27 protein-coding genes are annotated in these 24,680 nt (G+C 52.5%); 21 read left to right on the top strand and 6 right to left on the bottom strand.

The genetic code is table 11. From position 1 onward, the window contains the following. Window positions 1–30: 30 nt before the first annotated feature. On the top strand, window positions 31–903 hold the full coding sequence (locus FED52_RS10870; protein WP_404584220.1) for an HD domain-containing protein: 873 nt from the start codon (window positions 31–33) through the stop codon (window positions 901–903). Window positions 904–941: 38 nt separating this feature from the next. On the opposite strand, the gene FED52_RS10865 is transcribed toward FED52_RS10870, so the two are convergent. Further along, window positions 942–1,940 carry a peptidylprolyl isomerase gene (locus FED52_RS10865; protein ID WP_138859885.1) on the bottom strand — a complete coding sequence of 333 codons (999 nt, stop codon included), beginning with the start codon at window positions 1,938–1,940 and terminating at the stop codon, window positions 942–944. A 151-nt stretch (window positions 1,941–2,091) separates the two neighbouring features. Here FED52_RS10865 and FED52_RS10860 point away from each other — a divergent pair, with 151 nt between their 5' ends. Further along, window positions 2,092–2,430 (top strand): DUF1878 family protein, encoded by a 339-nt coding sequence (locus FED52_RS10860; protein WP_235420124.1) that lies wholly within the window; start codon window positions 2,092–2,094, stop codon window positions 2,428–2,430. Here the strand turns inward: FED52_RS10860 and FED52_RS10855 are convergent. Then, entirely contained in the window at window positions 2,414–2,977 is a 564-nt protein-coding gene (locus FED52_RS10855) for an HTH-type transcriptional regulator Hpr (protein WP_138859884.1), read from the bottom strand. The genes FED52_RS10860 and FED52_RS10855 overlap by 17 nt on opposite strands. Window positions 2,978–3,037: 60 nt before the next feature. Further along, window positions 3,038–3,394: a hypothetical protein gene (locus FED52_RS10850; protein WP_235420126.1), complete on the bottom strand. Its 357-nt coding sequence runs from the start codon at window positions 3,392–3,394 to the stop codon at window positions 3,038–3,040. Window positions 3,395–3,568: 174 nt separating this feature from the next. Here FED52_RS10850 and FED52_RS10845 point away from each other — a divergent pair, with 174 nt between their 5' ends. After that, window positions 3,569–3,898 (top strand): hypothetical protein, encoded by a 330-nt coding sequence (locus tag FED52_RS10845; protein WP_240731254.1) that lies wholly within the window; start codon window positions 3,569–3,571, stop codon window positions 3,896–3,898. 50 nt (window positions 3,899–3,948) lie between these two features. Here the strand turns inward: FED52_RS10845 and FED52_RS10840 are convergent, their stop codons facing one another. Continuing rightward, the gene (locus tag FED52_RS10840; protein WP_034776521.1) at window positions 3,949–4,377 is read right to left on the bottom strand and encodes an HIT family protein; all 429 of its coding nucleotides are present in this window, start codon (window positions 4,375–4,377) and stop codon (window positions 3,949–3,951) included. 131 nt (window positions 4,378–4,508) lie between these two features. Here FED52_RS10840 and FED52_RS10835 point away from each other — a divergent pair, with 131 nt between their 5' ends. Both FED52_RS10835 and FED52_RS10830 read left to right on the top strand, forming a co-directional pair. Further along, on the top strand, window positions 4,509–5,558 hold the full coding sequence (locus tag FED52_RS10835; protein ID WP_138859882.1) for a hypothetical protein: 1,050 nt from the start codon (window positions 4,509–4,511) through the stop codon (window positions 5,556–5,558). A gap of 113 nt (window positions 5,559–5,671) precedes the next feature. Next, a protein-coding gene (locus FED52_RS10830) for an IS3 family transposase (protein ID WP_138858667.1) occupies window positions 5,672–6,999 on the top strand; the annotation gives its coding sequence in 2 pieces (ribosomal slippage) (window positions 5,672–6,071 and window positions 6,071–6,999; 1,329 coding nt in all). Window positions 7,000–7,066: 67 nt separating this feature from the next. Here FED52_RS10830 and FED52_RS10825 read toward each other — a convergent pair. After that, window positions 7,067–7,321, bottom strand: coding sequence for a GlsB/YeaQ/YmgE family stress response membrane protein (locus FED52_RS10825; RefSeq protein WP_034776523.1), 255 nt, complete (start codon window positions 7,319–7,321; stop codon window positions 7,067–7,069). 167 nt (window positions 7,322–7,488) lie between these two features. Between FED52_RS10825 and FED52_RS10820 the strand changes: the two genes are divergently transcribed. Together FED52_RS10820 and FED52_RS10815 are read left to right on the top strand one after the other, a co-directional pair. Next, window positions 7,489–8,226 carry an ABC transporter ATP-binding protein gene (locus FED52_RS10820; RefSeq protein WP_138859881.1) on the top strand — a complete coding sequence of 246 codons (738 nt, stop codon included), beginning with the start codon at window positions 7,489–7,491 and terminating at the stop codon, window positions 8,224–8,226. Further along, on the top strand, window positions 8,223–9,353 hold the full coding sequence (locus tag FED52_RS10815) for an ABC transporter permease (RefSeq protein WP_138859880.1): 1,131 nt from the start codon (window positions 8,223–8,225) through the stop codon (window positions 9,351–9,353). The genes FED52_RS10820 and FED52_RS10815 overlap by 4 nt, the downstream gene beginning before the upstream one ends. Before the next feature lie 39 nt (window positions 9,354–9,392). On the opposite strand, the gene FED52_RS10810 is transcribed toward FED52_RS10815, so the two are convergent. Next, window positions 9,393–10,691, bottom strand: a complete 1,299-nt coding sequence (locus FED52_RS10810) for an ammonium transporter (protein WP_138859879.1) — start codon at window positions 10,689–10,691, stop codon at window positions 9,393–9,395. 128 nt (window positions 10,692–10,819) lie between these two features. Between FED52_RS10810 and FED52_RS10805 the strand changes: the two genes are divergently transcribed. The 14 genes from FED52_RS10805 to FED52_RS10740 all read left to right on the top strand — a co-directional run bounded on the left by FED52_RS10805 (window position 10,820) and on the right by FED52_RS10740 (window position 24,593). Next, on the top strand, window positions 10,820–11,125 hold the full coding sequence (locus FED52_RS10805; protein WP_138859878.1) for a MerR family transcriptional regulator: 306 nt from the start codon (window positions 10,820–10,822) through the stop codon (window positions 11,123–11,125). Between the two features lie 116 nt (window positions 11,126–11,241). Then, a complete protein-coding gene (hemE, locus tag FED52_RS10800) occupies window positions 11,242–12,291 on the top strand; it encodes a uroporphyrinogen decarboxylase (RefSeq protein ID WP_138859877.1) in 1,050 nt (349 codons plus the stop codon). After that, the gene (gene hemH / locus FED52_RS10795; protein WP_034776539.1) at window positions 12,288–13,217 is read left to right on the top strand and encodes a ferrochelatase; all 930 of its coding nucleotides are present in this window, start codon (window positions 12,288–12,290) and stop codon (window positions 13,215–13,217) included. Before hemE ends, hemH begins: the two co-directional genes overlap by 4 nt. Further along, the gene (gene hemG / locus FED52_RS10790) at window positions 13,210–14,595 is read left to right on the top strand and encodes a protoporphyrinogen oxidase (RefSeq protein WP_138859876.1); all 1,386 of its coding nucleotides are present in this window, start codon (window positions 13,210–13,212) and stop codon (window positions 14,593–14,595) included. Before hemH ends, hemG begins: the two co-directional genes overlap by 8 nt. An 89-nt stretch (window positions 14,596–14,684) precedes the next feature. Next, a complete protein-coding gene (locus tag FED52_RS10785; RefSeq protein WP_240731253.1) occupies window positions 14,685–15,572 on the top strand; it encodes a Cof-type HAD-IIB family hydrolase in 888 nt (295 codons plus the stop codon). 68 nt (window positions 15,573–15,640) lie between these two features. Further along, complete coding sequence (locus FED52_RS10780; RefSeq protein ID WP_138859874.1) at window positions 15,641–16,630, top strand: lipoate--protein ligase; 990 nt, start codon at window positions 15,641–15,643, stop codon at window positions 16,628–16,630. Window positions 16,631–16,787: 157 nt separating this feature from the next. After that, window positions 16,788–17,261: a PTS sugar transporter subunit IIA gene (locus FED52_RS10775; protein ID WP_034776548.1), complete on the top strand. Its 474-nt coding sequence runs from the start codon at window positions 16,788–16,790 to the stop codon at window positions 17,259–17,261. Between the two features lie 103 nt (window positions 17,262–17,364). Next, entirely contained in the window at window positions 17,365–18,912 is a 1,548-nt protein-coding gene (locus FED52_RS10770; RefSeq protein ID WP_138859873.1) for a long-chain-fatty-acid--CoA ligase, read from the top strand. Between the two features lie 95 nt (window positions 18,913–19,007). Next, entirely contained in the window at window positions 19,008–19,310 is a 303-nt protein-coding gene (locus tag FED52_RS10765) for a metal-sensitive transcriptional regulator (protein ID WP_034776552.1), read from the top strand. 12 nt (window positions 19,311–19,322) lie between these two features. Next, window positions 19,323–21,434, top strand: a complete 2,112-nt coding sequence (locus FED52_RS10760) for a heavy metal translocating P-type ATPase (protein ID WP_138859872.1) — start codon at window positions 19,323–19,325, stop codon at window positions 21,432–21,434. Next, window positions 21,431–21,637 (top strand): copper chaperone CopZ, encoded by a 207-nt coding sequence (copZ, locus tag FED52_RS10755; protein WP_029595964.1) that lies wholly within the window; start codon window positions 21,431–21,433, stop codon window positions 21,635–21,637. The genes FED52_RS10760 and copZ overlap by 4 nt, the downstream gene beginning before the upstream one ends. 345 nt (window positions 21,638–21,982) lie before the next feature. Further along, the gene (locus FED52_RS10750) at window positions 21,983–22,645 is read left to right on the top strand and encodes a response regulator transcription factor (protein WP_138859871.1); all 663 of its coding nucleotides are present in this window, start codon (window positions 21,983–21,985) and stop codon (window positions 22,643–22,645) included. Then, the gene (locus FED52_RS10745) at window positions 22,642–24,015 is read left to right on the top strand and encodes a sensor histidine kinase (protein ID WP_138859870.1); all 1,374 of its coding nucleotides are present in this window, start codon (window positions 22,642–22,644) and stop codon (window positions 24,013–24,015) included. Before FED52_RS10750 ends, FED52_RS10745 begins: the two co-directional genes overlap by 4 nt. Before the next feature lie 128 nt (window positions 24,016–24,143). Then, entirely contained in the window at window positions 24,144–24,593 is a 450-nt protein-coding gene (locus FED52_RS10740; RefSeq protein ID WP_034776556.1) for a competence protein ComK, read from the top strand. The last annotated feature ends 87 nt before the right edge of the window (window positions 24,594–24,680 follow it).

Below are 24,680 nucleotides of genomic sequence, written 5' to 3'. Positions count from 1 at the left end.
AAAGTGGGCGACACGTTGAACCAATATGTGATGATTAAACAATCGTATCGAGGACTCGCCGGGAACGGCAAACCATATTTGACGCTCATCCTATGCGACGAGAGCGGGGAGATTGAGACGAAAGTATGGGACAGTGCCGATACGGAAAAATATGCGACGAAAAAGATTGTCCATGCTTCCGGGGAAGTGATGGACTACCGTGGCCGGACCCAGTTGAAGTTGAAACAAATCTCCATCATCGAAGGTGAGACGGACATCGCGCCATACGTGCGCTCGGCCCCAGTGCCGAAGTCAGAACTCGAGACGGGGATTCGCGGCTATATCGATGCGATCGGACACGCGGGCATGCGTGAGCTCGTGACTGCGCTCGTCGACCGGAACGAAGGCGCTTACTTCACGTATCCGGCTGCGGTGCGACACCACCATGCGGTCTATTCGGGCCTTGCGTTCCATGTCTTGTCGATGCTGAAACTCGCTGAAACGATGTGTGACTTGTACCCGCAATTGAATCGTGATTTGCTCGTCTCAGGTGTCGTGCTCCACGACTTGGCGAAAGTGATCGAGTTGTCGGATGCGATCACGCCGGAGTATACGCTTGAAGGGAAACTGCTCGGCCACTTGTCGCTCATGGCGTCTGAAATCGAGGTCGTGGCCCGAGAACTCGGGACCGACCGCGAAGTCGTGACGTTGCTCCAACATCTCGTCCTCAGTCATCACGGGAAACCGGAGTGGGGATCGGCGAACGCGCCACAGCTCCCGGAAGCTGAGATGTTGTTCTTCATCGACAATATCGATGCCCGGATGAACATGTTCGAGAAGGCGTTCGAGGGGATCGAACCCGGAGCGTTCACTGAGCGGGTCATGGCACTCGATAACCGTGCGTTTTATAAACCGAAGCTATGAAGGCATACAAAAAAGACGTCCCGCGGGACGTCTTTTGCTTATTGCTCGGTCGATTCTTCGGCCGGTGCTTCTTCTGTACCTTCTTCTGACGCTTTGATGGCGTCTTTCACAGCGTCGAACTGTGTTGAAGCTTTCGCATCTTTCACGTCGACGTTATATTTCTCGATCAACTCGGCGTAGATCTTGTTCGCGTCGACAGAGGCTGCTTTTTCAGTTGCCAATTCTTCACGGATGCGATCTTTCTCGTCTTCGAGTTTAAGATCTTTTTCTTTACGATCCATGACTTTGATGACGTGGAAACCGAATTGTGATTGGACCGGCTCAGAGACTTTTCCGACCACGTCTTCTTGGAACGCGTATTCTTCAAACTCTGGGACCATGGCGCCGGCTGAGAAGTAACCGAGGTCGCCACCTTTTTCACCAGAACCTGTGTCTGTCGATTTCTCTTTCGCGACGTCTGCGAAGTCGGCGCCATCGTTCAATTCTTTGATGATCGCTTGGGCTTCTTCTTCTGTCTCAACGAGGATGTGGCTCGCTTTGACTTCGACGTTCTCTTTCGCGAATTGTGCCTCGATGTCTTCGTCCGTCACTTCGACGAGTTCTGACTTCGCTGCATCGACGAGCATTTGTCCGCGGAGCGCTTCTTTGAACTCGTCCGTGTCAGTCATACCGGCTTGTTGAATCGCTTGCTCGAACTCTTCTTTCGAGTTGAACTGCTCTTCAGTCTTGCTGAACTCTTCGTCAACTTTGTCTTGTTCGACTTTGTCGCCGTATTCTTTTTCAAGCAACTCGTTCATCGTTTCTTGGAAAGCTAGTTGTGGGACCATACGGTCGTAGCTCATGTCCGCGATCTCGCCGCGTGTCACTTCGCCGCCTTCAAAGGAAACAACTTCTGAGTTGTCCGAAGACCCGCCGTTTGTCGCCGCATATGTGCCGCCGACACCGATGAGAAGTGCAATCGCTGATGCGCCGACGAGGGCGCCTGTTGAAAACTTCTTGTTTTGTTTGTTCGGTTCGTTCGTCATTCCGTTTGACATATATTCCACCCCTAAAAATCTATAAGTTTCTAAATCCGACTATACCACATTTTGTTAATGATAACAGCTGTTCTCTTGCCTGTGTAGTATCATAGCACAGAAACGTGTCGTATAATGATGAAAGAGAATGTGAAATGATGGGGTGGAGAACGTGTCGTTAGAAGAGAAAATCAATCAATTATCGTTTCAAATGGAACTGTTGCTCGGGGCGGTCGATTGGTCGGAGCGGCCCTTTGAACATGAGGTGCTCAAGGCGAATCTGACACGGCAAGAAGTCGTCGCGTTTTTCGCGCTGCTTGATGATATCCGAGAACGACAAAACGAGCAAGCGCGCTACGGTCTGTCGTCCGTAGAGCCTTTGCTCGTTCATTTCGTCGGCATGCTTCATCCTCATTTAGAGGCCGAGACGATTCTCGAGGCGTGCGTGCGCCAAGGAATGGCGCTAGACGTCACGGAACCGCTGTATCGGCAGGTCAAGCTTCTTTACTGATCTCGTCATCCTCAGGGCGACGTCCGGCTTCTTCTGTGATCATCTTCGACGTTTCAGCGAAGATGTCCATGAAGTTGTCGCCATACAAGCGGCGAACGATCGCGGTGATGTCCGTCAAGTCCGGGAATTTCCCGTACAATTCTTGGAGCGGGAGGGAGGCGCGGAAGACGCCGTTCTCTTCCGGATCGAACGCATGAATCGTCTCGAGCAAGAGCGCTTCACCTTCAGGCGTCAATTGGACGTACGTGTTTCGTTTGTCCGTCTCCTTTTTCAAGAACGTGAGTAAACCGCGGTCTTCGAGTTTCTTCGAGAAGTTGAACGCCGTCGATACGTGCATAACCCCGTATTTGGCGATCTCTGAGATCGAGGCGCCGCCGAGGGCGTGAGCGATCCATAAAATATGGTGTTCGTTAATGTTCAAATCGAACGGCTTGATCCAATTCTGCCAGTCTTTCTCGACCGTCTTCCACAATGCCTTACTAAGTTGAATGATTTTATGACTATAGAGCATGGCCTCAGGGCCAGTGAATTCTTTTTCATGTTCCATGTCGATCCATCCTTTCCGGATACAATGTGACTAAAACGACGGGCGATGACAACAGACCGGTCAGTTGGTCTTTTCCGCTTTCGCTTCGGTCATGTCTGACTGTACGTTCGAAAGCTCGTCTAGGTTTCCTTGGATCCGCTCGATTGAAGGCTGAATGTCTTGTTGATAACGTTCGACTTCGGCTTTCACTTGATCCGTCAATTCTTTCCCTTGCAATTTACCGGCCGCGGCCACTTGCGACGCGTCCTTGGCAACTTTTTGGAATTGTTCTTTCAACGTAGTGATTGTGGACGCCCGGTGTTGATTGGCCGCGGCGTCATTTGCCGTTCCACGGGCGATTTTCTTCACGGTCGCAACCCCTAAAAACGCTACGACGAAGCCAAATGCAACCCACTCTCGACGATTGTGACTCGACAATACATTCCCCTCCTCAAGCACACTGATGCTACAATACATTCTTTTCATATTATTTTACCAAAAAAGAGTGATTAAAAACCTATATCTTAAATAAAAATTTTCAGAACATTCAATTTTGACCGAAAAATCATTTTATTTTAAACTATGGGTAAAGGAAGGTGACCTCCAGTGAACATGCAAAAGCGTTGGGTTGATGACATGCTAGACCTGTATAACGCGGCCAAGCGACGGGGAGATGACCCTTGGGCACAGACAATATTGGAAGCACTCGAGGCGGGATATGAAGCGTCGGAACAGAATGAACAGACGCGTAAACAAACTTTGCTTGAAAAGCGACTCGTTGAAATAGACGCCCGTCTAAATTTGTTAAGAAAAGAATTCGAACAAGCGGAATCTGTCAAATCGCGGCAACAGTTGTACGAGCAAGCGATTAAATTACAAGTCGAACGGGCCCAAATCGAGGAAGAGCGGAAACGTCATCTCGATTCGATCAATTCGTCATAAGGGCACATAAGACAATGGACCGGTCGCTCCAGGAGCGGCGGTCCATTTTTTCATAGCTTCGCTTTGATGCCGGCAGCGATGGCTTGCATGTCTTCAGTGGAGTAATCGTCTTGGTGCGTCTCCCATTTTGCGTCAAATCCATCTGTCTCGCCATAGCGTGGCAACAGATGCATATGGAAATGGTAAACCGTTTGTCCGGCGATTGCTTCGGCGTTCGATAGGATGTTCATGCCGATCGCACCCGTCTCGCGCTGGATGGCGTTTGCGATAGAAGGCACGGCTTGGAAGACGTCCCGGGCGACGTCGGCTGGCAGTTCATAAATGTTTCGGGCGTGATGTTTTGGGATGACGAGCGTATGGCCTTTCGTGACCTGCGAGATATCGAGGAACGCGACGACGGCGTCGTCCTCGTATACCTTATAAGAAGGAATCTCGTTCTGGACGATTTTACAAAAAATACAGTTGGCTTCAGTGTGCATGTGGGTTCCTCCATTCGTAAATGACTATTCCACTTCATCATAACATGGAAATTCAGGCGGAAGAATGATTGTCCGGGAGGATGAATCGTCTTAGACTAGAAACAACAGCAATCAAGAGAGGAAGTAAACGGATGGCGTATGTACGATCGAAAAAAACGGTACGGCGGAGGCGAATCTATTATGTCCTCCTTGCGACAATCGTGCTCGGGCTGATCGCCGGGGCCGTCTATCGCTGGGGATATCAACCGGCAGCAGCCAATGACAAGACTCATGTCCGGTTCAAAGAGGCGCTGTTGAACGAGGACGTCAGCTTCTTCCAGGAGAACGTCGAGTATGAATCGGAACCGCTGACGCGAGCCGAGGCGCTCCGCTTCATGGGCTGGTTGAATGAAGAGAAAACGATTCGGGGCGAGGCCATCTCGGAAGTAGCGCGGGACCGCGCCGACCGGGAGCAAGGTATGGAGACGGATGGGTTGTTCCGGCTCGTCGATACGGGGGCAGGACGGTTTGGTTTCTCGGACTATCGGATTGAATTGTTGCCGAAGACGCTCGTTGTGACATCGGACGTACCGTTGACGAACGTGTGGGTGGACGGTGCACAAGTCGGTCGAATTGATGAGGGGGGCGGTGAGGTGGAGCTCGAGCGTATGCCGGGTCGTTATGACGTGAAAGCCGTCGCTGTCATCGATGGGTCGACGGTGACCGAGACTGAGGTCGTGACGCTGACAGAAGACGATGACTTGGCGTTTGCCTTGTTGCCGGAACAAGCTGAGACCGTCGCCGGGCAGTTCGATCTTGATCGGGCCGAGTTGATTGAAATCGAAGTCGAAGCTCAGACAGGTCACTCGATTGAGACGATCGAAGGGCTGATGAACAAACGGGAACAAACCGTCCTCGATGAGATTGGTGAACCGATGGAGCGAGGGGACGTTTGGCGCTATGAGGGGATGGAGTTACGGTTTGTTGACGGGCGCGTCGAACGCATCGACATCGATTTACAGAAGCGGCCGGATGACCTCATTGCGCTTTTAGGTGAACCGAACGAGCGAGTCGAAACGGACCTCGGTGTCGAATGGCGCTACGACCGGACGTTGCTCGAGTCGATTTTCACGTTTTTGCGTTTGGAGAGCGAGAAACGATTCATCGAGCGGGATGAGGCCCTCTATCTCATCCTCACATGACAAAAAACGGGACCCTCGGCTAAACTGTACCCTGAGTAGTAGACACTAAAAAAAAGTCTACTGCTCAGGGTTTTTGTGTACACTGGACTAAATCATATTGGGAGTGAATTCGAGTGTCGAAGAAGATATTTACGTCAAAAGAAATAGATGCGCTAGCCGCAAATCCTTACGTTAAATCTGTGAGCCCGAAAGGGATCACGTATACCGATGAGTTTAAGGAACTTTTTATAGCACAGACGTTGGAAGGAAAGTTCCCTGTGGAAATCTTCCGGGGATGTGGATTCGATGTGGAGGTACTCGGTGAACGGCGTATGAGTTCTTGTAAAAATCGTTGGACACGAGCTTACCGAAAAGATGGGGTAATGGGGCTGCGCGATACACGATCAAGTAATTCAGGACGTTGGAGAGATAAAGAGCTGTCGACAGAAGAACGGTACGCGAAGCTCGAGGCCGAAAACAAACTGTTGAAAGCAGAGGTCGAACTATTAAAGGAGATCCGCCTGGCGGAAGGGAGAGGAAAGCTGGACTTAACGCATCGCAAAAGTATGAGCTGATTCAAGGTGTCATCATCAAGCACAAAATGAAGGGGATGGTCAGCCATCTCTGCCAGGTGGCCGGGGTGTCACGTCAGGGATACCACGCCTATTTCTCGGAACGGAGGAGACAGACCAGACAGGAGCGCGAATCGAAAGACGTGGCTCTTCGTGACCTCGTTCTGAAGGCGTTCCACTTCAAGAAGCGCAAGAAGGGTGCTAGGCAGATCAAGATGGTGCTGTCTGGTCATTTCGGTGTGACGATGAACCTGAAGTGTATCCGACGTATCATGCGGAAATACAACATCGTGTGTCCAATCCGCAAGGCGAAGCCATACAAACGGCTCATTAAGGCGACGGCCGAGCACCGGGTGGTGCCGAATCGCCTCAAACGCGAATTCAAACAGGGCACTCCCTACAAGGTGCTTCTCACCGATATCACCTACATATTTTACGGGAACGGTAAGCGAGCCTATCTTTCGACCATCGTGGACGGTTCGACCAATGAGGTACTGGCGCATCAACTCTCTGAGAACATCAATCTCGACATTGTATTGGATACGTTGAAGCGTTTACGGAAGAACCGGAGGATTCGCTTGGACAAGGACGCATTCATCCATTCAGATCAAGGAGGGCACTACACGAGCCCGACCTATCAGAAAGAGGTGAAGCGTATGAAGCTAGGTCAATCCATGTCCCGACGGGGCAACTGTTGGGATAACGCTGTCCAGGAATCATTCTTTGGACATTTCAAGGATATCGTCGAGTTAAAGGCCTGTACCACGTTCGATTCACTACAGCGTGAAATCCGAAAAACCATTAACTATTACAACCATCATCGTTATCAATGGAACATGAAAAAGATGACTCCCGTACAGTACAGGAATCATCTCCTTGAATCAGCATAAGTTTTTTTATTAATGTCCTTTACAAGGGGTACAGATTAGGCGAGGGTCCCGTTTTTCTAGCACTGGATTAGCGCTTTTTGTTCATTGACTTCATAACGAACGATACGATCAAGATCAAGATAATCGCACCGAGAAGTGCTGGAATAATCGCGATGCCGCCAACTGCAGGACCGAAGTCTCCGAAGATGAGGCCACCGAGCCAAGCACCGATGATACCGGCAATGATGTTCCCGATGACGCCACCTGGTACATCCTTACCTAAAATAAGACCTGCTAACCAACCGATAATACCCCCGACGATTAAAGTGATAATCCAACCCATAAAAACATTCTCCTTTCTGTTTTGTCCATTGTTCTTCCTAACAATTTTATGGAACAATGGAAGTAATGAATAAGTTTTAAAATGCCTTACAGTTCAGATTATTCCCATGTGACAGCTTTTAAAACATATATCACGAAAAAAAGTTGAAAATGAGGGGTGGAGTTTTCATGTTGCACGTCGACCAGTTGAACGGCGGTTATATAGGTAAACAAGTGTTACACGATGTTTCGTTTGAAGTGAAAAAAGGTGAGCTCGTGGGGCTCATAGGGCTAAACGGCGCCGGGAAATCGACGACGATCAAACATATTTTAGGATTGCTTGATCCGATTTCGGGATCGGTCGAAGTCGATAGTGAGACACTCGCTTCTTCGGAAAATAACTATCGTAAGAAAATAAGTTATATACCCGAGACCCCTATTTTATACGACACATTGACGTTGCGTGAACATTTGACGCTAATCGGGAAAGCGTATGACATCGACGAGGCCGACCTGAAAATCCGGACCGAAAGATTGTCCCGAGATATGCGGATGGAGAAGCAATTGGACTGGTTTCCGTCCGTTTTTTCAAAAGGAATGCGGCAAAAAGCGATGATCCTCTGTGCACTCGTGACAAAGACGCCGCTCCTCATCGTCGATGAGCCGTTCGTCGGACTCGATCCACTCGCGATTCGTCAACTATTGAGATTGTTTGATGAGTATAAGGAAGATTGCGCCATCTTGATGTCGACCCACATCTTGGAGACGGCGGAACGTCACTGCGACCGCTTCGTTTTCTTGCACCAGGGGTCGGTCATCGCGACCGGTACGGCGGCGCAGTTGCGCGAGACATATGGTCTTCGTCCGGACGCCACGCTCGATGACATTTATGTCGAGGCGATTGATGCCGAGGAGCGGAAGCAATGAACGTGTTCAAACAACGATTTGGCGTCTGGGTGGAGGACGTCGTGAAATACAGCCGGTACGTGGCGAACGGCGGTTTGTTGTTCACACTTTATTTCACGCTCATTTACGGAGCGTTCGTTTACAACCAGTTCTTGACGGACTTGGACCCGGCATTCCCGAGTGAATGGATTGTGGCGCTCCTCTGGTTGCTTCTGCCGCTCGGGCATCGCCCCCGCACATTGATTCAAGAAGCGGACCAAGTCTTCTTATTGCCGCGACTCGGTGAGATGCAAACGTTCATGAACGGCGTTCGACTATTCAACGTCGTCTTCGCTGCCGTCCGTGCCGTCCTCATCATGCTCGTCGTGTTGCCGTTGCTCGTCCGGACGCAAGCGCTCACCTCGGTCGAAGTCGGGGCCATCATCGCGACGAGTGTCCTGATCTCGGTGGCGGGGCGGCTCGCCAAGTTGGAGGGGGTCAAATATGTCGTCTTGCCGAGCGCGCTCGCCAGCGGCTTTCTCATCCTGTTTGGTGTGCCGATGTTGACACCGGTGCCGGCGCTCATCCCATTCATCTTGCTCCACGTGCGACGAAATCGACGCATCCCGCTGTTCGATTGGCTCTTGCTTGAAGAGAAGAGCAAAGCCCAGTTCAACCGGGTCGTCAGTTGGTTCGTCGATGTCCCGGCGATGCGGGAAGATGTGCGGGAACGATCGCTCATCGTCAGCCTGCTCGAGCGCTCGGTCTTGAAACGGGCCGATGCGGCACGGTACGTCTATGGCCTCCGGGTCATGCGCTCGAACGACTCGCTCGATCTCGTGTTGCGTCTTTCCGCCGTCGCGCTCGTCGTCATGTGGCTCTCGGGCGGGTGGTACGTCGGGTTGGTCGTCCCGCTTTTCGTCGGGTTGACTGCCTTGCAACTCGTCCCATTGTTTAAACGACTCGACACGGTGTCGATGGCGTCGTGGTTGCCGATCACACGTGCCGAGCGGCTCGTCGCCTATAAATGGTGGGCGACACGGCTGTTGTTCGCGCAAATGCTCGCCCTTGGCGCGGCTTCGCTCATGTTCGGGGCGACGTGGGACGCGCTCGTCGGTCTCGTGCTCGCATATATGGTCGTCCGGTACTATTTGAGCCAACTGACATGAAACAGGGACACCCGCTTTGGGTGTCCCTGACTGTTGTCGTTATTTCTTCGGTGACATGACCGATACACTCGACCCGAGAATTTTCGGGAGGCGTGCCGGAGTTTCAGGTTCTGTCTCGACTTCACCGTATGCGGATACACCGTGCTCGGCGATGTCGAGGCCGATATCTTCTTGTTCTTCCGTGACACGAAGACCGATCGTGACGTCGAGCAATTTCAAGAAGGCGTAGCTACCGCCACCAGCGATGACCATTGCAATCAAGACGCCGAGTGCTTGAACACCGAGTTGACCCAAGCCGCCGCCGTAGAAGAGGCCGGCCGAACCGATGCCTGTGATCTCGACCAAGCGAGGCGAGGCGAAGAATCCGAGCGCGAGCGTCCCGATGATTCCGGCGACCCCGTGTACCGAGAAAGCACAGAGCGGGTCATCGATATATTTTGCCATGAGGATGCTCGTACCGTATGTGGCGATTGAAGCGACGGCACCGATGACGACGGCGGCCCATGGTTCGACGAAGGCACAGGCAGCAGTGATCGCGACGAGCGCCCCGAGCACACCGTTGACGATTGTCGGGATGTCCGCTGTCTTCTTATGCATCATGACGATGGCGAGGGCGCCGAGGGCACCGGCAGCCGTGGCGAGCATCGTCGTAAGAGCGACGTAACCGAAGAATCCATCTGCGACCGACATCGTCGACCCGGCATTGAATCCGAACCAGCAGAGCCAGAGCACGAGTCCACCGACGACCGTCAAGACGTGGTTGTGACCGGCGAGTGATTCGGTTTTACGACGTGGTTTCAAGATGATCGTGGCCATGAGGGCGGCCATTCCGCCTTGAAGGTGGACGACGGCCGAACCGGCGAAGTCTTGCATGCCCATCGATCCGAGGAGTCCACCGGCCCATACGGAGCGGGCGACGATCGGATAGAGGATGGCGACGAAGAAGATACCGAACAAGACGTACGCGGAAAGTTTGGCCCGCTCTGCGAAACCGCCCCAGGCGATGGCGAGTGCGACAGCGACGAACGACAACTGGAACAAGAATTTGATGTCGATCGAGACGTTGGCCCAATCAAGGCTCGTGAACGATCCGTTCATGAAGAATCCTTCCGTCCCGAACCAGCGGGTCCCGTCCCCGAAGGAGAGGCCGAAGCCGACGGCCCAAAAGGCGAGTGCCGCCACAGAGAGGCTGATGATTTGTTTGACTGCGACGTGCCCGGCGTTTTTAGCCCGGAGCGTCCCCGTCTCGAGCAAGCCAAAACCAAGTTGCATCGTTAAGACGAGCAGTGCAGCGATGAGTACGAACAGCGTGTCCATATAATATAAGATGTCTTCCATGTTGCGATTCCTCCTTTTTGCGATTGATGATTCAAAAGTTGTTTTCAGTGTAAGACGAAAAAATCGACTTGGATTGCAATTTGTCAGATTATCTGACATAGTTTTTTTATGAAGGAGGAGGACGAGGGATGGACTATAAGTCGAAGAAAGTAATCGGGATGGGCGTCATCACTGAGCTGACAGGACTTTCGGAGCGACAAGTCCGTTATTATGAAGCGAAAGGGCTCGTCTTTCCGGATCGGACAAAAGGTGGGTCACGTAAATATTCCTTCCATGACGTCGAGCGATTGGTCGATATAGCGTCGAAACTTGAGGATGGTTGGCGAATTCAAGACATCAAAGAGCGCGAGAAGCGTCTGTCGTCGAAACAGCGTGACGATTTGATTCGAGGTCAGCTCAATTCAGCCTTCCGCACGTATCCGACAAAGAAATGACACAAAGAAAACACAATGAAAATGCTTCACATTAGCATTATTCTAATTAATTTCTGTATAATGTTTTTGAGTTCACATACCTATAGAAGAAGAGTGTAGGAGAATTATAGAGGGGAATGACGCGACGTATGAACGATACTATTTTGAAGGCGTTTCGAGGAGAGGCGACAGACTATGTGCCCGTCTGGTACATGCGCCAAGCCGGACGCTACCAACCAGAATATCGTGAGATCAAAAAAACGAGGACACTATTTGAGATCACGCATGATGCCGAGCTGTGTGCCTACGTGACAGAGCTCCCGGTGAAACAACTTGGAGTCGACGCGGCCATTCTGTATAAAGACATCATGACGCCACTCCCGTCGATGGGCGTCGATGTGGAAATCAAGAGCGGCATCGGTCCGGTCATTGATAACCCATACCGGACGATGGCAGATGTGGAGCGTTTGAAACCGCTCAATCCGGAAGACATCTCGTACGTGTTCGAGACGATCCGTTTGCTTCGGGAACGTTTGGAAGTTCCGCTCATCGGATTCTCAGGCGCACCGTTCACGCTCGCGAGCTACATGATTGAAGGTGGTCCTTCGAAGAGCTACCACCGAACGAAAGCACTCATGTACGCCGAGCCGGACGTGTGGAACGCGCTTATGGAGAAACTGGGCGACATGGTCATCACATATGCGACGGCGCAGGCAGAAGCCGGGATCCAGGCGTTCCAATTGTTCGACTCATGGGTCGGGACGCTCAGCCGTAAGGATTATGTCCGTTATATCAAACCGACGACAGAACGGATCTTCACCGAGTTGCGCAAGCTCGACATCCCGCTCATCATGCACGGTGTCGGAGCGAGCCATCTCGTCGAAGAGTGGCAAGACCAGCCGCTCGACGTCGTCGGACTCGACTGGCGCCTATCGATTCAAGATGCGCGCGACCGCGGCATCACGAAAGCGGTCCAAGGTAACCTTGACCCGTCATTCTTGTTGGCCCCGTGGCCGGTCATCGAAGCGAAAGTGAAAGAAATCCTCGACGAGGGGATGAAACAACCTGGATACGTCTTCAACTTGGGACATGGGGTGTTCCCGGAAGTCGATCCGTCCGTTCTCGTCAAATTGACAGCATTTATCCATGACTACTCACGTGAAAAAATGGGAGGCAAATCATTATGAAAACCGTCGGATTACTCGTAATGGCTTATGGGACACCATACAAACCTGAAGATATCGAGCGCTACTACACACACATCCGCTATGGCCGTAAACCATCACCGGAAGCACTCCAAGACTTGACGGAGCGCTATGAGGCCATCGGAGGCGTGTCACCGCTCGCGAAAATCACGATCGACCAAGCGGAGACGCTCCGTGACATCTTGAACGAGCGTCACGCCGGTGAGATCGACTTCAAACTCTACATCGGGCTTAAGCACATCGAACCGTTCGTAGAAGATGCGGTCGCGCAAATGGCGAACGACGGCATCAAAGAAGCGGTGTCGGTCGTATTGGCTCCGCACTACTCGTCATACAGCGTCAAGTCGTACAACGGGCGGGCGCATGAAGAAGCCGCGAAATACGGCATCGAGATCCGTTCGGTCGAATCGTGGTACGATGAGCCGAAATTCATCAACTGGTGGGCGGAAGCGATCAAAGCGACGTTTGCGAACTTGCCGGTACCGGCCGAGAAGGCATGCTTGATCGTCTCGGCACACAGTCTCCCAGAGAAGATTTTGGCAGGCGGCGACCCGTATCCGGATCAATTGAAAGAGACGGCGGATAAAATCGCCCAAGCGGCGGGCGTACCGAACTATGAGGTCGGTTGGCAGTCAGAGGGCAACACGCCTGACCCGTGGATCGGACCGGACGTCCAAGATTTGACGGCTGAACTTTATGAAAAGCATGGTTATGAGGCGTTCGTCTATACGCCGGTCGGATTCGTCGCGGATCATCTCGAGGTGCTCTTCGATAACGACGTGGAATGTAAAGTCGTTTGTGACCGCCTAGGCGTCCACTATGCACGTCCAAACATGCCAAACGCGGAGCGTAGCTTCATTGAAGCCATCGCCGATCGAATGGAAAGCGTGATTGTACATCATGCGTAATGTAACGATTGTCGGTGGTGGGATCACAGGTCTCACCGCCGCTTTTTATGCCGAGCGTTATTTGCCGGAAGACGTCACCATCAAGCTCGTCGAAGCGAGCGGCCGTTTAGGTGGAAAAATCGATACGTTCGAGACCGGGGAATTTGCGGTCGAACGAGGGCCGGATTCGTATGTGTTCCGGAAAACGGCGATGACCGACTTGATTCATGAGGTCGGGCTCGGCGATGAGATCGTCCGGAACGGCGTCGGCCAAGCGTACGTGCTCCATCATGACGGATTACATCCGATTCCGAAGCAGACGGTCATGGGCATTCCGCTCGACGTCGATGCGTTCAAGGATACGACACTCTTGTCCGAGGAAGAACACGCCACGCTTCGGAAGATGCTGTTGTCGCCCCCGGACGTCGAAGCGCCGAAGACGGACGTCTCGCTCGGGCTTTATTTACGCGAGCGCGTCGGGGACCCGATCGTCGACCGGTTGATCGAGCCGCTTCTTTCCGGGATTTATGCGGGAGATATCGATCAGATGAGTGCGTTGTCGACGTTCCCGCAATTTATCGAAGGCGAGAAGAAATACGGCAACTTGTATGAGGGAATGCGTCACCTTCGTCCCGAGCAGCGGGTCGCTGAAGTCGGGGCGAAGAAAGTCGGACAGTTCGCTTCACTCAAACGAGGGTTGAAGTCGCTCACCGACCGTCTAGCCGAACGGCTAGAGCGCACTGAAATCGTCTTGAACTGTTCGGTCGAACAAGTCGAGGAGATTGAGGGCGGCTATCGCCTGCTGACGAACCGTGGGGATATCGAGTCCGATCACCTCATCTTGACGGTCCCGCCCCGGCTCATCCGCCAGTTCTTGCCGAAAGTCGACAGCGATTTTCTCGCGGACATGAAGCCGCACGCGACGGCGACGTGCTCGCTCGTGTTTAAACAAGACGATATCGAGCTGCCGTTCGTCGGGACAGGTTTCGTCACGAGCCAAGAGGCGGACGTGACGATCACCGCGTGCACGTTCATCGACCAAAAATGGCCGCACGCCGTGCCGGAAGGGTATCACGTCCTGCGCGTCTTTCTCGGACGACCGGGCGCCGATGACATCGTCGATGCGTCTGATGACGAGATTGTGACGACCGCACTTCGGGACCTTGGCGGCTTGATGACGATTAAAGCAGCCCCGCTCGAGACGGTCGTCAGCCGGCTCCGGGACGGGCTGCCGCCATACGCCGTCTTCCATTCCGACCGGGTCCGCGCGCTACGCGCCGAGATGGGCCGCGTCTATCCAGGCATCCTGCTCGCGGGCATCGCCTACGACGGGATCGGCATGCCGGACTGCATCAAGAGCGTCCATGAACAGATCAAGGCGCTCTCGGAAGAAGATTAAAGATTTATGAAGGGAGGTGTCGGATTATTCCGATGGCCTCTCTTTTTGTTATAGTTATAAGCGAAACAGAAAAAGAGGAGTGGATGTTGATGACAACGTATAAATTGTTCGTATCTGATATGGACGGCACGATCCTGCACAACCACACGAAAATCGCACCCGAGACGGCAGAAATCGTCCGTGCGGCAGAAGCGCAAGGGATTCGCTTTGCGATTGCGACGGGACGCAATTACTTCAATGCGAAAGAAATCCTCGATGAGGTCGGCCTCACGTGCCCGATCGTCTCTTCAAACGGCGGACGAGTGTTGACGGAAACCGGCGACGTGCTACATGAAATCGATTTGACGATGGAAGAAGCGCTCGAGGTCGTATCGGTGTTGCATCAAGACCATAAATACTCGGACGTCTTCTATGAGATGTACTCAGAGGCGGGACTCGTCGCGAGTCGACTCGACTTGATCGATGCGACGATGGAGAACTTGAAACAGAACGGGGACGATCGGTCGCTCGAGATGTATGAGTTTTTCCGCAAACGATATTACGTTAACGAGGACGTTCGTCTCGTCGAAGACATCGAGGACTTCATCAAGAATGAGGCCGGACGCGTCTATAAATTCATCGCTTTCTCGAGCCACTTTGAGAAAATGTCGTCACTTTGGACGGAAATCGATGAGCGCGTCGAAGGCGTTTACGTCACGTCTTCAGGCAACGATAACATCGAGGTCATGGCGAACGGGGCCGACAAAGGGCACGGCATCAAAAAACTGGCCGAGCATTTCGGTGTCGATTTGTCAGAAGTCGTCGTCATCGGCGACAACTTGAACGACATTCCGATGTTTGAGGTCGCCGGCAAAGCAATCGCGATGGGCAATAGTCACGAAGACTTGATCGCCATCAGCCATCACGTCACCGAGCGTCACGACGAATATGGTGTCGCGAACGCATTGAAACGCGTCATGACAGGAGAATGGAAGTAAACGAGTTGTAGCGCCGGGCCGACGTCTCGTATAATACAACTAACGAACATCCTTAGGAGGAACTTACTGTGAAATTTATTTTCAACCCGGACATCCGGGACCCAAAACTCAACTTGGCGGTCGAGGAGTACATCCTCAAACATTTGAACGTCGAGCATGAGGATTATTTCTTGTTCTATATTAACGGCCCGTCAATCATCATCGGTAAGAACCAAAACACGTCAGAAGAAGTCAACTTGAAGTATATCGAAGAGAACGGGATCGACGTCGTCCGTCGTCTCTCAGGCGGCGGGGCCGTCTATCACGACGAAGGGAACTTGAACTTCAGCTTCATCACAAAAGATGACGGTAACTCGTTCAATAACTATAAGAAGTTTACGCAACCGATCGTGGATGCCTTGAAACAGCTCGGCGTCGAGGCGGAATTGACGGGACGTAACGATATCCAAGTCGGCGAACGCAAAATCAGCGGTAACGCCCAGTTCACGACGCGCGGCCGCATGTTCAGCCACGGGACGCTCATGTTCAACTCGAACATCGAGGAAGTCGTCAACTCGCTCAACGTTTCGGAAGAGAAGATGCGCTCGAAAGGAATCAAGTCGGTCCGGAGCCGTGTCGCCAACATCACCGAGTTTTTAGAAGAAGAGATGGCGATGGAGCGCTTCGTCGAGGCACTCCTTCACTCAATCTATGACGGGCAAGAACCCGAGCGTTACGTGCTTCGCGATGAGGACTGGGAGATCGTTCAGGACATCTCGAAAGAACGCTACGCGAACTGGGATTGGAACTTTGGGAAATCGCCGAAGTTTGATGTCGAGTCGAAACGTCGTTTCCCGATCGGCACGATTGATGTCCGCTTGAACGTCAACAAAGGGACGATTACGGAAGCAAAAATTTACGGCGACTTCTTCGGCGTCGGTGATATCCAGGATGTTGAACAAGTGCTCGTCGGGACGCGCTTCGAACGCGGCGCGATTCGGGAACAATTGTCACAGCTTGACGTCAAACATTACTTTGGCAACGTCGAGCTCGAAGAACTCGTCGATCTCATTAGCTGAAGCGGGTTTGAGGGAAGAAGGGGCTCTGAATAGGGTCCCTTCTTTTTGGCGTTTTCGTGACATCTTGTGTGGACCATTGCGCGTCGTTTCGACGAGGCGTATCATAATCAATGCAAGCGCTTTCTTAAATTGGGTTCAACCAATAGGAGGAAACAATATGTACCGATTTATCACAGAGTGGATGGACGCGAATTGGATGTGGGTGACGGAGCAACCGACGTTTGACCTCGCTGTCCGCGCGATCGGTCTTGAGTTAGAAGGAAGAGGGATTGTCGATGAGTCATTCGCGCGCGTCGTCATCGAACAAGAGCGGACGATCCCGTCGGGCGTGACAGATGTCGCCGTACCGGTCGCTGTCGTCGATGTACCGCTCCACGTCTCGAAACAAGATGGAATCACGTTGTTACATCTTAATCACCCGTTTGCGATGCAGACGATTGCTGCTGAAACCATTCGGGCCGAGGCGATCTTTTTCATCACGGCAACAACCGAAGCGAAGAAGTCGGCGCTCCACAAATTGATGGACGATTTGCTCATGGATGACGAGACACTGCAGGCGCTCGTCCACGTACAGAGCCGGACCGGTTTGTATCATTTGAAGACGATGGACTTGAAAGCGTTTTCTTATTGAGCCGTTTCATGTACAATGAAGATAACTGAAAAAGAGCGCGGATGCCGTGCTCTTTTTTACGGCTCAAAAGTGAATAGTCATTCATTTTCAAAGGGGGATTACCATGGCAAACTTAGTCACGGCACTACAGGGCGTTGTGGCCGCGCATCCGAATAAGGCGGCCTACGTGTTTGGGGAAGACACGGTCAGCTACGGACAGTTTTTCGGTCAAATCGAGGCGATGGCGGCGACACTTGAGCAAAAAGGGATTGGACAAGGCGACCACGTCGCACTCGTCCTCGGCAATAGCCCGGCATTCTTGATTTCCTATTTTGCGGTGCTCGCACGAGGTGGGGTCGTCATTCCGATCAACCCTACATACACACCGGATGAGATGGCCTATATTTTAGTCGATGGGGACGTGAAGGCAATCGTCGCCTTGTCACCGCTCGTCGCGCAAGCAGAGGCCGCGCTCGCGAAGTTACCGCAACTCCGCCTCGTCATCTCGGTCCCGTACGCGGACGTACCGGCGTTGAAACGGGACGGCGACATCGAGTTCTTGCCGTTCGAGGAGGCGTTCGCGACGACGAAAGGGGAACTCGTCACGGTCGATGAGGAAGACGTCGCCGTCATCCTCTATACGAGTGGGACGACCGGCAAACCGAAGGGAGCGTTGTTGACGCATCTCAACTTGTTCTCGAACGCCCATTCGATCGGCGAATATTTGGAGATCACGCCGGAAGATAAAGCGCTCGCGGCGCTGCCGATGTTCCACGTCTTCTGTTTGACGGTCATCGTCAACGCACCGCTCCTTCGCGGGGCGACGATTGTCATCTTGCCGAAATTCTCGCCGCAGGACGTGTTCGACCTCATCCCGAGACATCGCGTCAGCATTTTCGCCGGGGTGCCGACGATGTACAACTTCTTGTTACAGACGGCGATGAAAGTCCCGGCCTACGCCTCGGCACTCAAGCACGTCCGCGTCTTCGTCTCCGGTGGAGCGAGTCTGCCGGTACAGTTGCTCGAATCGTTCGAGCAAAAGTTCGAATGTAAGATCCTTGAAGGGTATGGCCTCTCGGAAGCGTCACCGGTCACCTGTTTCAACCCGCTCCACGGGGAGCGGAAGGCAGGTTCGATTGGTCCGTCGATCGTCCACGTCGAGAACAAAGTCGTCGACGAGCTCGGGGAAGAGGTCGGGATCGACGAGGTCGGTGAACTGATCGTCCGTGGGCCGAACGTGATGAAAGGGTATTACAAACTCCCAGAAGAGACATCGATGACACTTCGCGACGGGTGGCTCTATACAGGCGACTTGGCGAAACGTGACAAGGACGGTTACTTTTATATCGTCGATCGGAAGAAGGATATGGTCATCGTCGGTGGCTATAACGTCTATCCGCGCGAAGTCGAAGAAGTGTTGTATCAGCATCCGGGGATCGTCGAGGCGGCCGTCATCGGGGTGCCAGACGCAGAACAAGGGGAAGCAGTCAAAGCGTTCATCGTCACTCGTGACGAGCATGTGACGCTCGACGAGATTCGGTCGTTCGCGGCGACGAAACTGGCGAAGTATAAACAGCCGACACAGATTGAAATCATTGATGAACTGCCTCGGAACACGACCGGAAAAATTTTACGGACCGTCTTGAAGAGCGAGGCATTCCAACGCAATTGATTAGGGGGAAGAGCGACAAATCAGTCGCTCTTTTTTTGATTAAATGATTTGACACCATTACGGGGTAGGGGTATATTGAAGGTGAGGTGATAACCATGGAAGAATTCATGCATGACGAACCGATTGTTCCGCGCGAAGACGCGGAGCGTGAAGCGCTCAGCAAACGGCTGCGCCGGATTGAAGGACAAGTACGAGGGATTCAAAAGATGGTCGAGAGCGACCGTTATTGTGTCGATATTTTGACTCAGACGTCAGCCATTCAAGCTGCGCTCAAACAAGTTGAGATGCAACTGCTCGAACGCCACATGCGCAAATGTCTAGTCCATGCCAGCGAAACGGAAGACATGGACCCATACATTGACGAATTGATGACAATCGTCAGCCGCATCAAAAAGTAAGGAGGTGGACCGATGAAAACCGTCGAACTGTCGATTCAAGGGATGACATGCGCCGCATGTTCGGGCCGAATCGAAAAAGTGTTGAATAAAATGGACGGCGTCGAAGCGACCGTTAACTTGCCGCTTGAAACGGCGACGATTCGCGTCGAGGAAGGTATCACTGAAGAAGAGTTGATTGCCCGAATCGAGAAGATCGGCTACGGCGCAGAACGGAAAGCGGAATTGACCCCGAAACACGACCTCCGCCCGCTCGAACGAAAAGTGCTCATCTCGGCGCTATTGTCAGCACCGCTTCTGCTCGTCATGATTACGCACATCCCGGGTGTGACGTTCCATGCCGATTGGCTCATGAATCCGTGGTGGCAATTCGCGCTCGCCACACCGGTCCAGTTCTGGATCGGGGCCCAGTTTTATAAAGGGGCGTATAAGAGCCTGAAGAGCGGCGCGGCCAACATGGATGTGCTCGTGGCGACAGGGACATCGGCGGCTTACTTTTATTCCGTCTTCGAGATGCTCGTGCATCCGATGCATCCGTCGCTCTATTTTGAGACGAGTGCCGTTTTGATTACGCTCGTATTGCTCGGGAAATGGTTAGAGGCCCGAGCGAAAGAAAAAACGACGGACGCGCTCAAGTCACTTTTATCGTTACAGGCGAAAGAAGCGATTTTACTTGTTGACGGTGTGGAACGGCCAGTCGCGATCGACTTGGTCAAAGCCGGTGACGTCATCGTCGTCCGCCCTGGCGAAAAAGTGCCGGTCGATGGAAAAATCGTCGAAGGTGAGACGGTCATCGATGAGTCGATGTTGACCGGGGAATCAATCCCATCTGAGAAAAGTGTCGGCGCCGATGTTGTCGGCGGAACGATTAACCGCTCGCACCGGGTCTTGATGGTCGCCGAACGTGTTGGCAGCGAGACGATGCTCGCTCAAATTGTTCGTGTTGTTGAACAGGCGCAGACGGACAAAGCCCCGATCCAACGACAAGCGGACCGGATTTCCGGTGTGTTCGTTCCAATCGTCGTCGCCATCAGCGCCTTGACGTTCGCCGTCTGGACGCTTGGCTTCAATGATTTGGACATGGCGATCCGGGCCTCGATCGCCGTTCTCGTTATCGCTTGTCCGTGTGCGCTCGGTCTCGCGACACCGACATCGATCATGGTCGGGACGGGCCGTGCCGCCGAACGTGGTGTCTTGTTCAAAGGTGGCGGTCAGCTCGAATCGTTGAATGGGGTCGATATCGTCGTCTTCGATAAGACGGGGACGCTCACGAAAGGTACGCCGGAAGTCGTGGCGACGTTCGGAGAGACGTCGTTCTTGAAACAAGCCGTCATGGCCGAACGTCAGTCGACGCACCCGCTCGCCGAGGCAATCGGTCGGGGCGAAGGGGACGGTCAGGTCGAACGCGTTGAAGAGTTGGCCGGTCGAGGATTGAAAGCGGTCGTAGATGGGAAACCTCTTCTTATCGGCTCGGTCCGTATGATGCAAGAAGCCGGATTTGCATTACCGGAGTGGGACATGCAGGCGATGACGCCGGTCTATGTGGCCGACGAGTCTGGGGTCGTTGCGGCGTTTGGTCTGCAAGATCGGTTGAAAGACCAAAGCCGTGCCGTCGTCCAACAACTTGCCAAGACGAGACAAGTCTACGTCTTGACCGGTGATCGGAAAGAAGTCGCATTCGACGTCGCCCGTCAACTCGGGATTCCGGAAACGAACGTCATCGCCGAGGTACTGCCCGTCGAGAAGGCGGATCATGTCGAGGCGCTGAAACGCCAGGGCCGTGTGGCCATGGTCGGGGACGGGATGAATGACGCGCCGGCACTTGCTGTCGCTGACGTGGGCATCGCCTTCGGAAGCGGGACGGATATCGCTCTTGAGGCGGCCGATGTCACCGTGATGGGGCAAGATATCGATGGGGTGAACCGTGCCATCGAGATGAGTGCGTTGACGATGCGTAACATTCGTCAAAATTTGTTCTGGGCGCTTGCCTATAACAGTCTCGGTATCCCGGTCGCAGCCGCCGGTTTGCTTGCCCCGTGGATTGCCGGGGCGGCCATGGCGTTCAGTTCGGTCTCGGTCGTCTTGAACGCGTTACGATTGAAAACACAAGGAGGAACATCCAAATGAATGAAACGACATTAAAAGTAGAAGGTATGACATGTAATCACTGCAAGGCGGCGGTCGAAGGCGCCTTGACAGAACTTGAAGGCGTCGAGTCAGCGATCGTCTCGTTACAGGACCATCGGGTCGATGTCATCCACAACGATAAAATTTCAGTGAAAACGATGATCGAAGCCATCGAAGAACAGGGTTACGACGTCAACGCATAATCGAGAGCTCCCGCCTACCATGGCGGGAGTTTTTTTGTCATGTTCATGCTAAGAAAAGTATGCTATATTATAGGTGATAATGAGAATCGATATCAGTAGGAAGGTGGAACATGATGGAACTCATGATGATCAGCGGTGTACTGGCCCTCCTTAGTGGCGGCACGGTATTCCTCGCACAACAGATGCGCACTCGGCCGACGCGGTAAGGAAGGGGGAACCCTTCTTTTTTTGTGGGCTTGTTTGCGTGTCGTGAACACATTGAGCGCGGAGGAAACGGCTGCATTCCCATCATTCATCCACAATTGTTTGATATGATAAATAAAAAACGTTGCAGAGGTGACTGGAATGTACACAATCTATTTAGTCGATGATGAAATCAATTTAAATAAGATGCTCGTCACGTATTTAGAGCAAGAAGGGTATCAGGTCCGTTCGTTCACCGACGGGACCTCGGCCCAGGCCGCAATCAAAGACGAACCAGACTTATGGGTGCTCGATATCATGCTCCCGGACCTCGATGGGTTCCAATTACTGAAAGAAATCAAAGCGAAAAACGCGTTCACGCCGACGATTTTCATTTCGGCGCGAGATGAGGATATCGATAAAATTATCGGACTCGAGATGGGGTCGGACGATTACATCGCGAAACCGTTCTTGCCACGGGAACTGGTCATCCGCGTCAAAAAATTGATCGACCGTGTCTACGGTTCGAAATCGAATGAGCATATCGAATATGGGGAATATACGATTTATCCTGAGAAACGTCTCATCAAGCATGAACAAGATGAGATCGATTTGACATCAAAAGAGTTCGACTTGCTGCTGCTCTTCCTCGAACATCCGGGCTCTGCCTTATCACGCGAACAGATTTTAGAAGGGGTATGGGGCCATGACTATTTCGGCTCGGACCGCGTCGTCGATGACTTGGTACGCCGTCTCCGGAAGAAACTGCATCGCCTTGAGCTCGAAACGCTCTATGGCGTCGGTTACCGACTCGTTAAGCCATGAAGCTCGATCGTCTCCAGCCGAAACGGCTCATGTGGAAGATTTGGGTATTGATCCTTCTGATCATCGTGACGCTCGCCTTGATGATTTTGTTGACGATTCGTTCCTCGATCACGCAGTTTATCGATGAACAAGTGTACGAGACGTTGCAAGATGTGGATTATTACCTGGGGAATACGAATGAGCTAGAAAACATTCCGCAAAATCCGATTGAGTATGACCGTCGCCAACAAGAATCCCGATCGGTCAACCAGCTCATCTTTTTGCCGAACGGACGCATCATTTATGGTTCGGCCCCGCTCGAATTGACGAACCGAATGTATCAAGAGGCGCTCACACAGACGAGCGAGGTCGCCAAATACCAGACGACGATTGATGGAGAGGACGTCTACTATATCATCCGCCAGAACGAGTACGATGGGGCTCTGATTTACCAAGCTTCCTACGCCTGGGACGCTTACCGGCGTGAACTTGTCTCGACGCTCTACTGGCGCATCTCGATTTTAATCGGCGTCATCAGCCTGTTGTCGTTAATCCCGGCTTTATGGATGTCGCGAGAGTTGACGAAGCCGATCGTCGAGATGGAGCGGGCGGTCGAGAAAATCTCGAACCGACAATGGGAGACGGTGCTCCCGCTCGCTCGTCAAGATGAGCTCGGGCAGTTGGCCCGCTCGATTGACGCGATGCGGCAAGAGTTTCAAGAGCAAGACGTGGCCCAACAGGCGCTGCTCCAAAACATCTCGCACGACTTGAAGACGCCGATTATGGTAATTCGCGGTTACGCCCAATCCATCGGGGACGGGATTTATCCGACCGGGGATTTGAAAGGGTCGGCCGAAGTCATCGATGAAGAGGCGTCCCGGCTCGAGAAGAAAGTCGTCGATTTGTTATATGTCACGAAGCTCGAATACTTTAAGGGCCAGGAGATGCGGCTTGAACCGATCAATCTCGATAAGTTGATGGAACTGCTCGTTAGCCGATTCAAACTGCGCGGCAACTTGGACTGGTCGGTGACAGGACATGCCGGCGAGATGCTCGGGGACGGAGAACAAATCCGTGTCGCCTTCGAGAACGTGCTCGATAATGCCTTGCGCTATGCCGAGTCGACGATTCGAATCGAACTGACACGCTCCGAGGCGGGTGTCGACATCACCATTGAGAATGACGGTCCCCCGGTCGACGCGAACCTCGACTTGTTCCATCAGTTTTCGCGAGGGAAACAAGGGAAGTTCGGTCTTGGCCTGTTCATCGTTCAACGAATCGTGACACTCCATGAGGGGACGGTCGCCTTGGGAAATACAAAAGACGGAGTACGTGTACATTTTCACTTTCCTCAATCGAAATCGTTACAGAATAAGAAATTAGATCACTGAAATTAAAAAACCAGCCGATAATCGGTTGGTTTTTTTAGTGGGAAATATATGAACGCGATTTGTTTAAGTCTTCATTTCTTGGTATGAATGACATGTAAGTCACTATATCCATGATGGAGGCAAATCAGATGACTCAGTTGACGAATGAAACAAGAGCTTTGATTCCAGTTTTCAATGAGTATGGGGAGGCGGAGACGCTCGTCTATCAATCCGACGGTGTATCGCGAATGAAGGGATCGCCCCTGTATTTACTCGAATCGGCCTGTCTGTATTACGGTTCAAGCATTCAAGGACGGATCGAGGCGGCCCGTAACGTACTCGGCCCGCACCGGAAGACACCTGTCATCATGGATTGGCATGCAGATGCAATCTTTTTCCCGACGATTGCAAAAGAGAGTCCGGACTGTGCCTGGATAAATTTTTCTCAAGTCCTCGATGCTAAGAAGAGTGGTAAAGGAAGTCGGATTATCTTTCATTCGGGTGAGTCGGTCGAGGTCCCGGTCTCGAATCATACCGTCTATAAGCAAAAGCAACGGTCCATCGAGTTATCGTATTCGTTTCAAAAACGCTTTCACTGAAGCACATTCAACTGTGTTTAAAGATTGAAATGAATGGTGAACCCCTCTATGATAAAGAAGAATAGTTCATATGTGTATTTGCACATT

It is taken from the genome of Exiguobacterium mexicanum (genome assembly GCF_005960665.1).
Lineage (GTDB): Bacteria > Bacillota > Bacilli > Exiguobacteriales > Exiguobacteriaceae > Exiguobacterium > Exiguobacterium mexicanum_A.
Note: the sequence above shows the minus strand (reverse complement) of the source record. Positions and strands in the feature narration are given on the sequence as shown.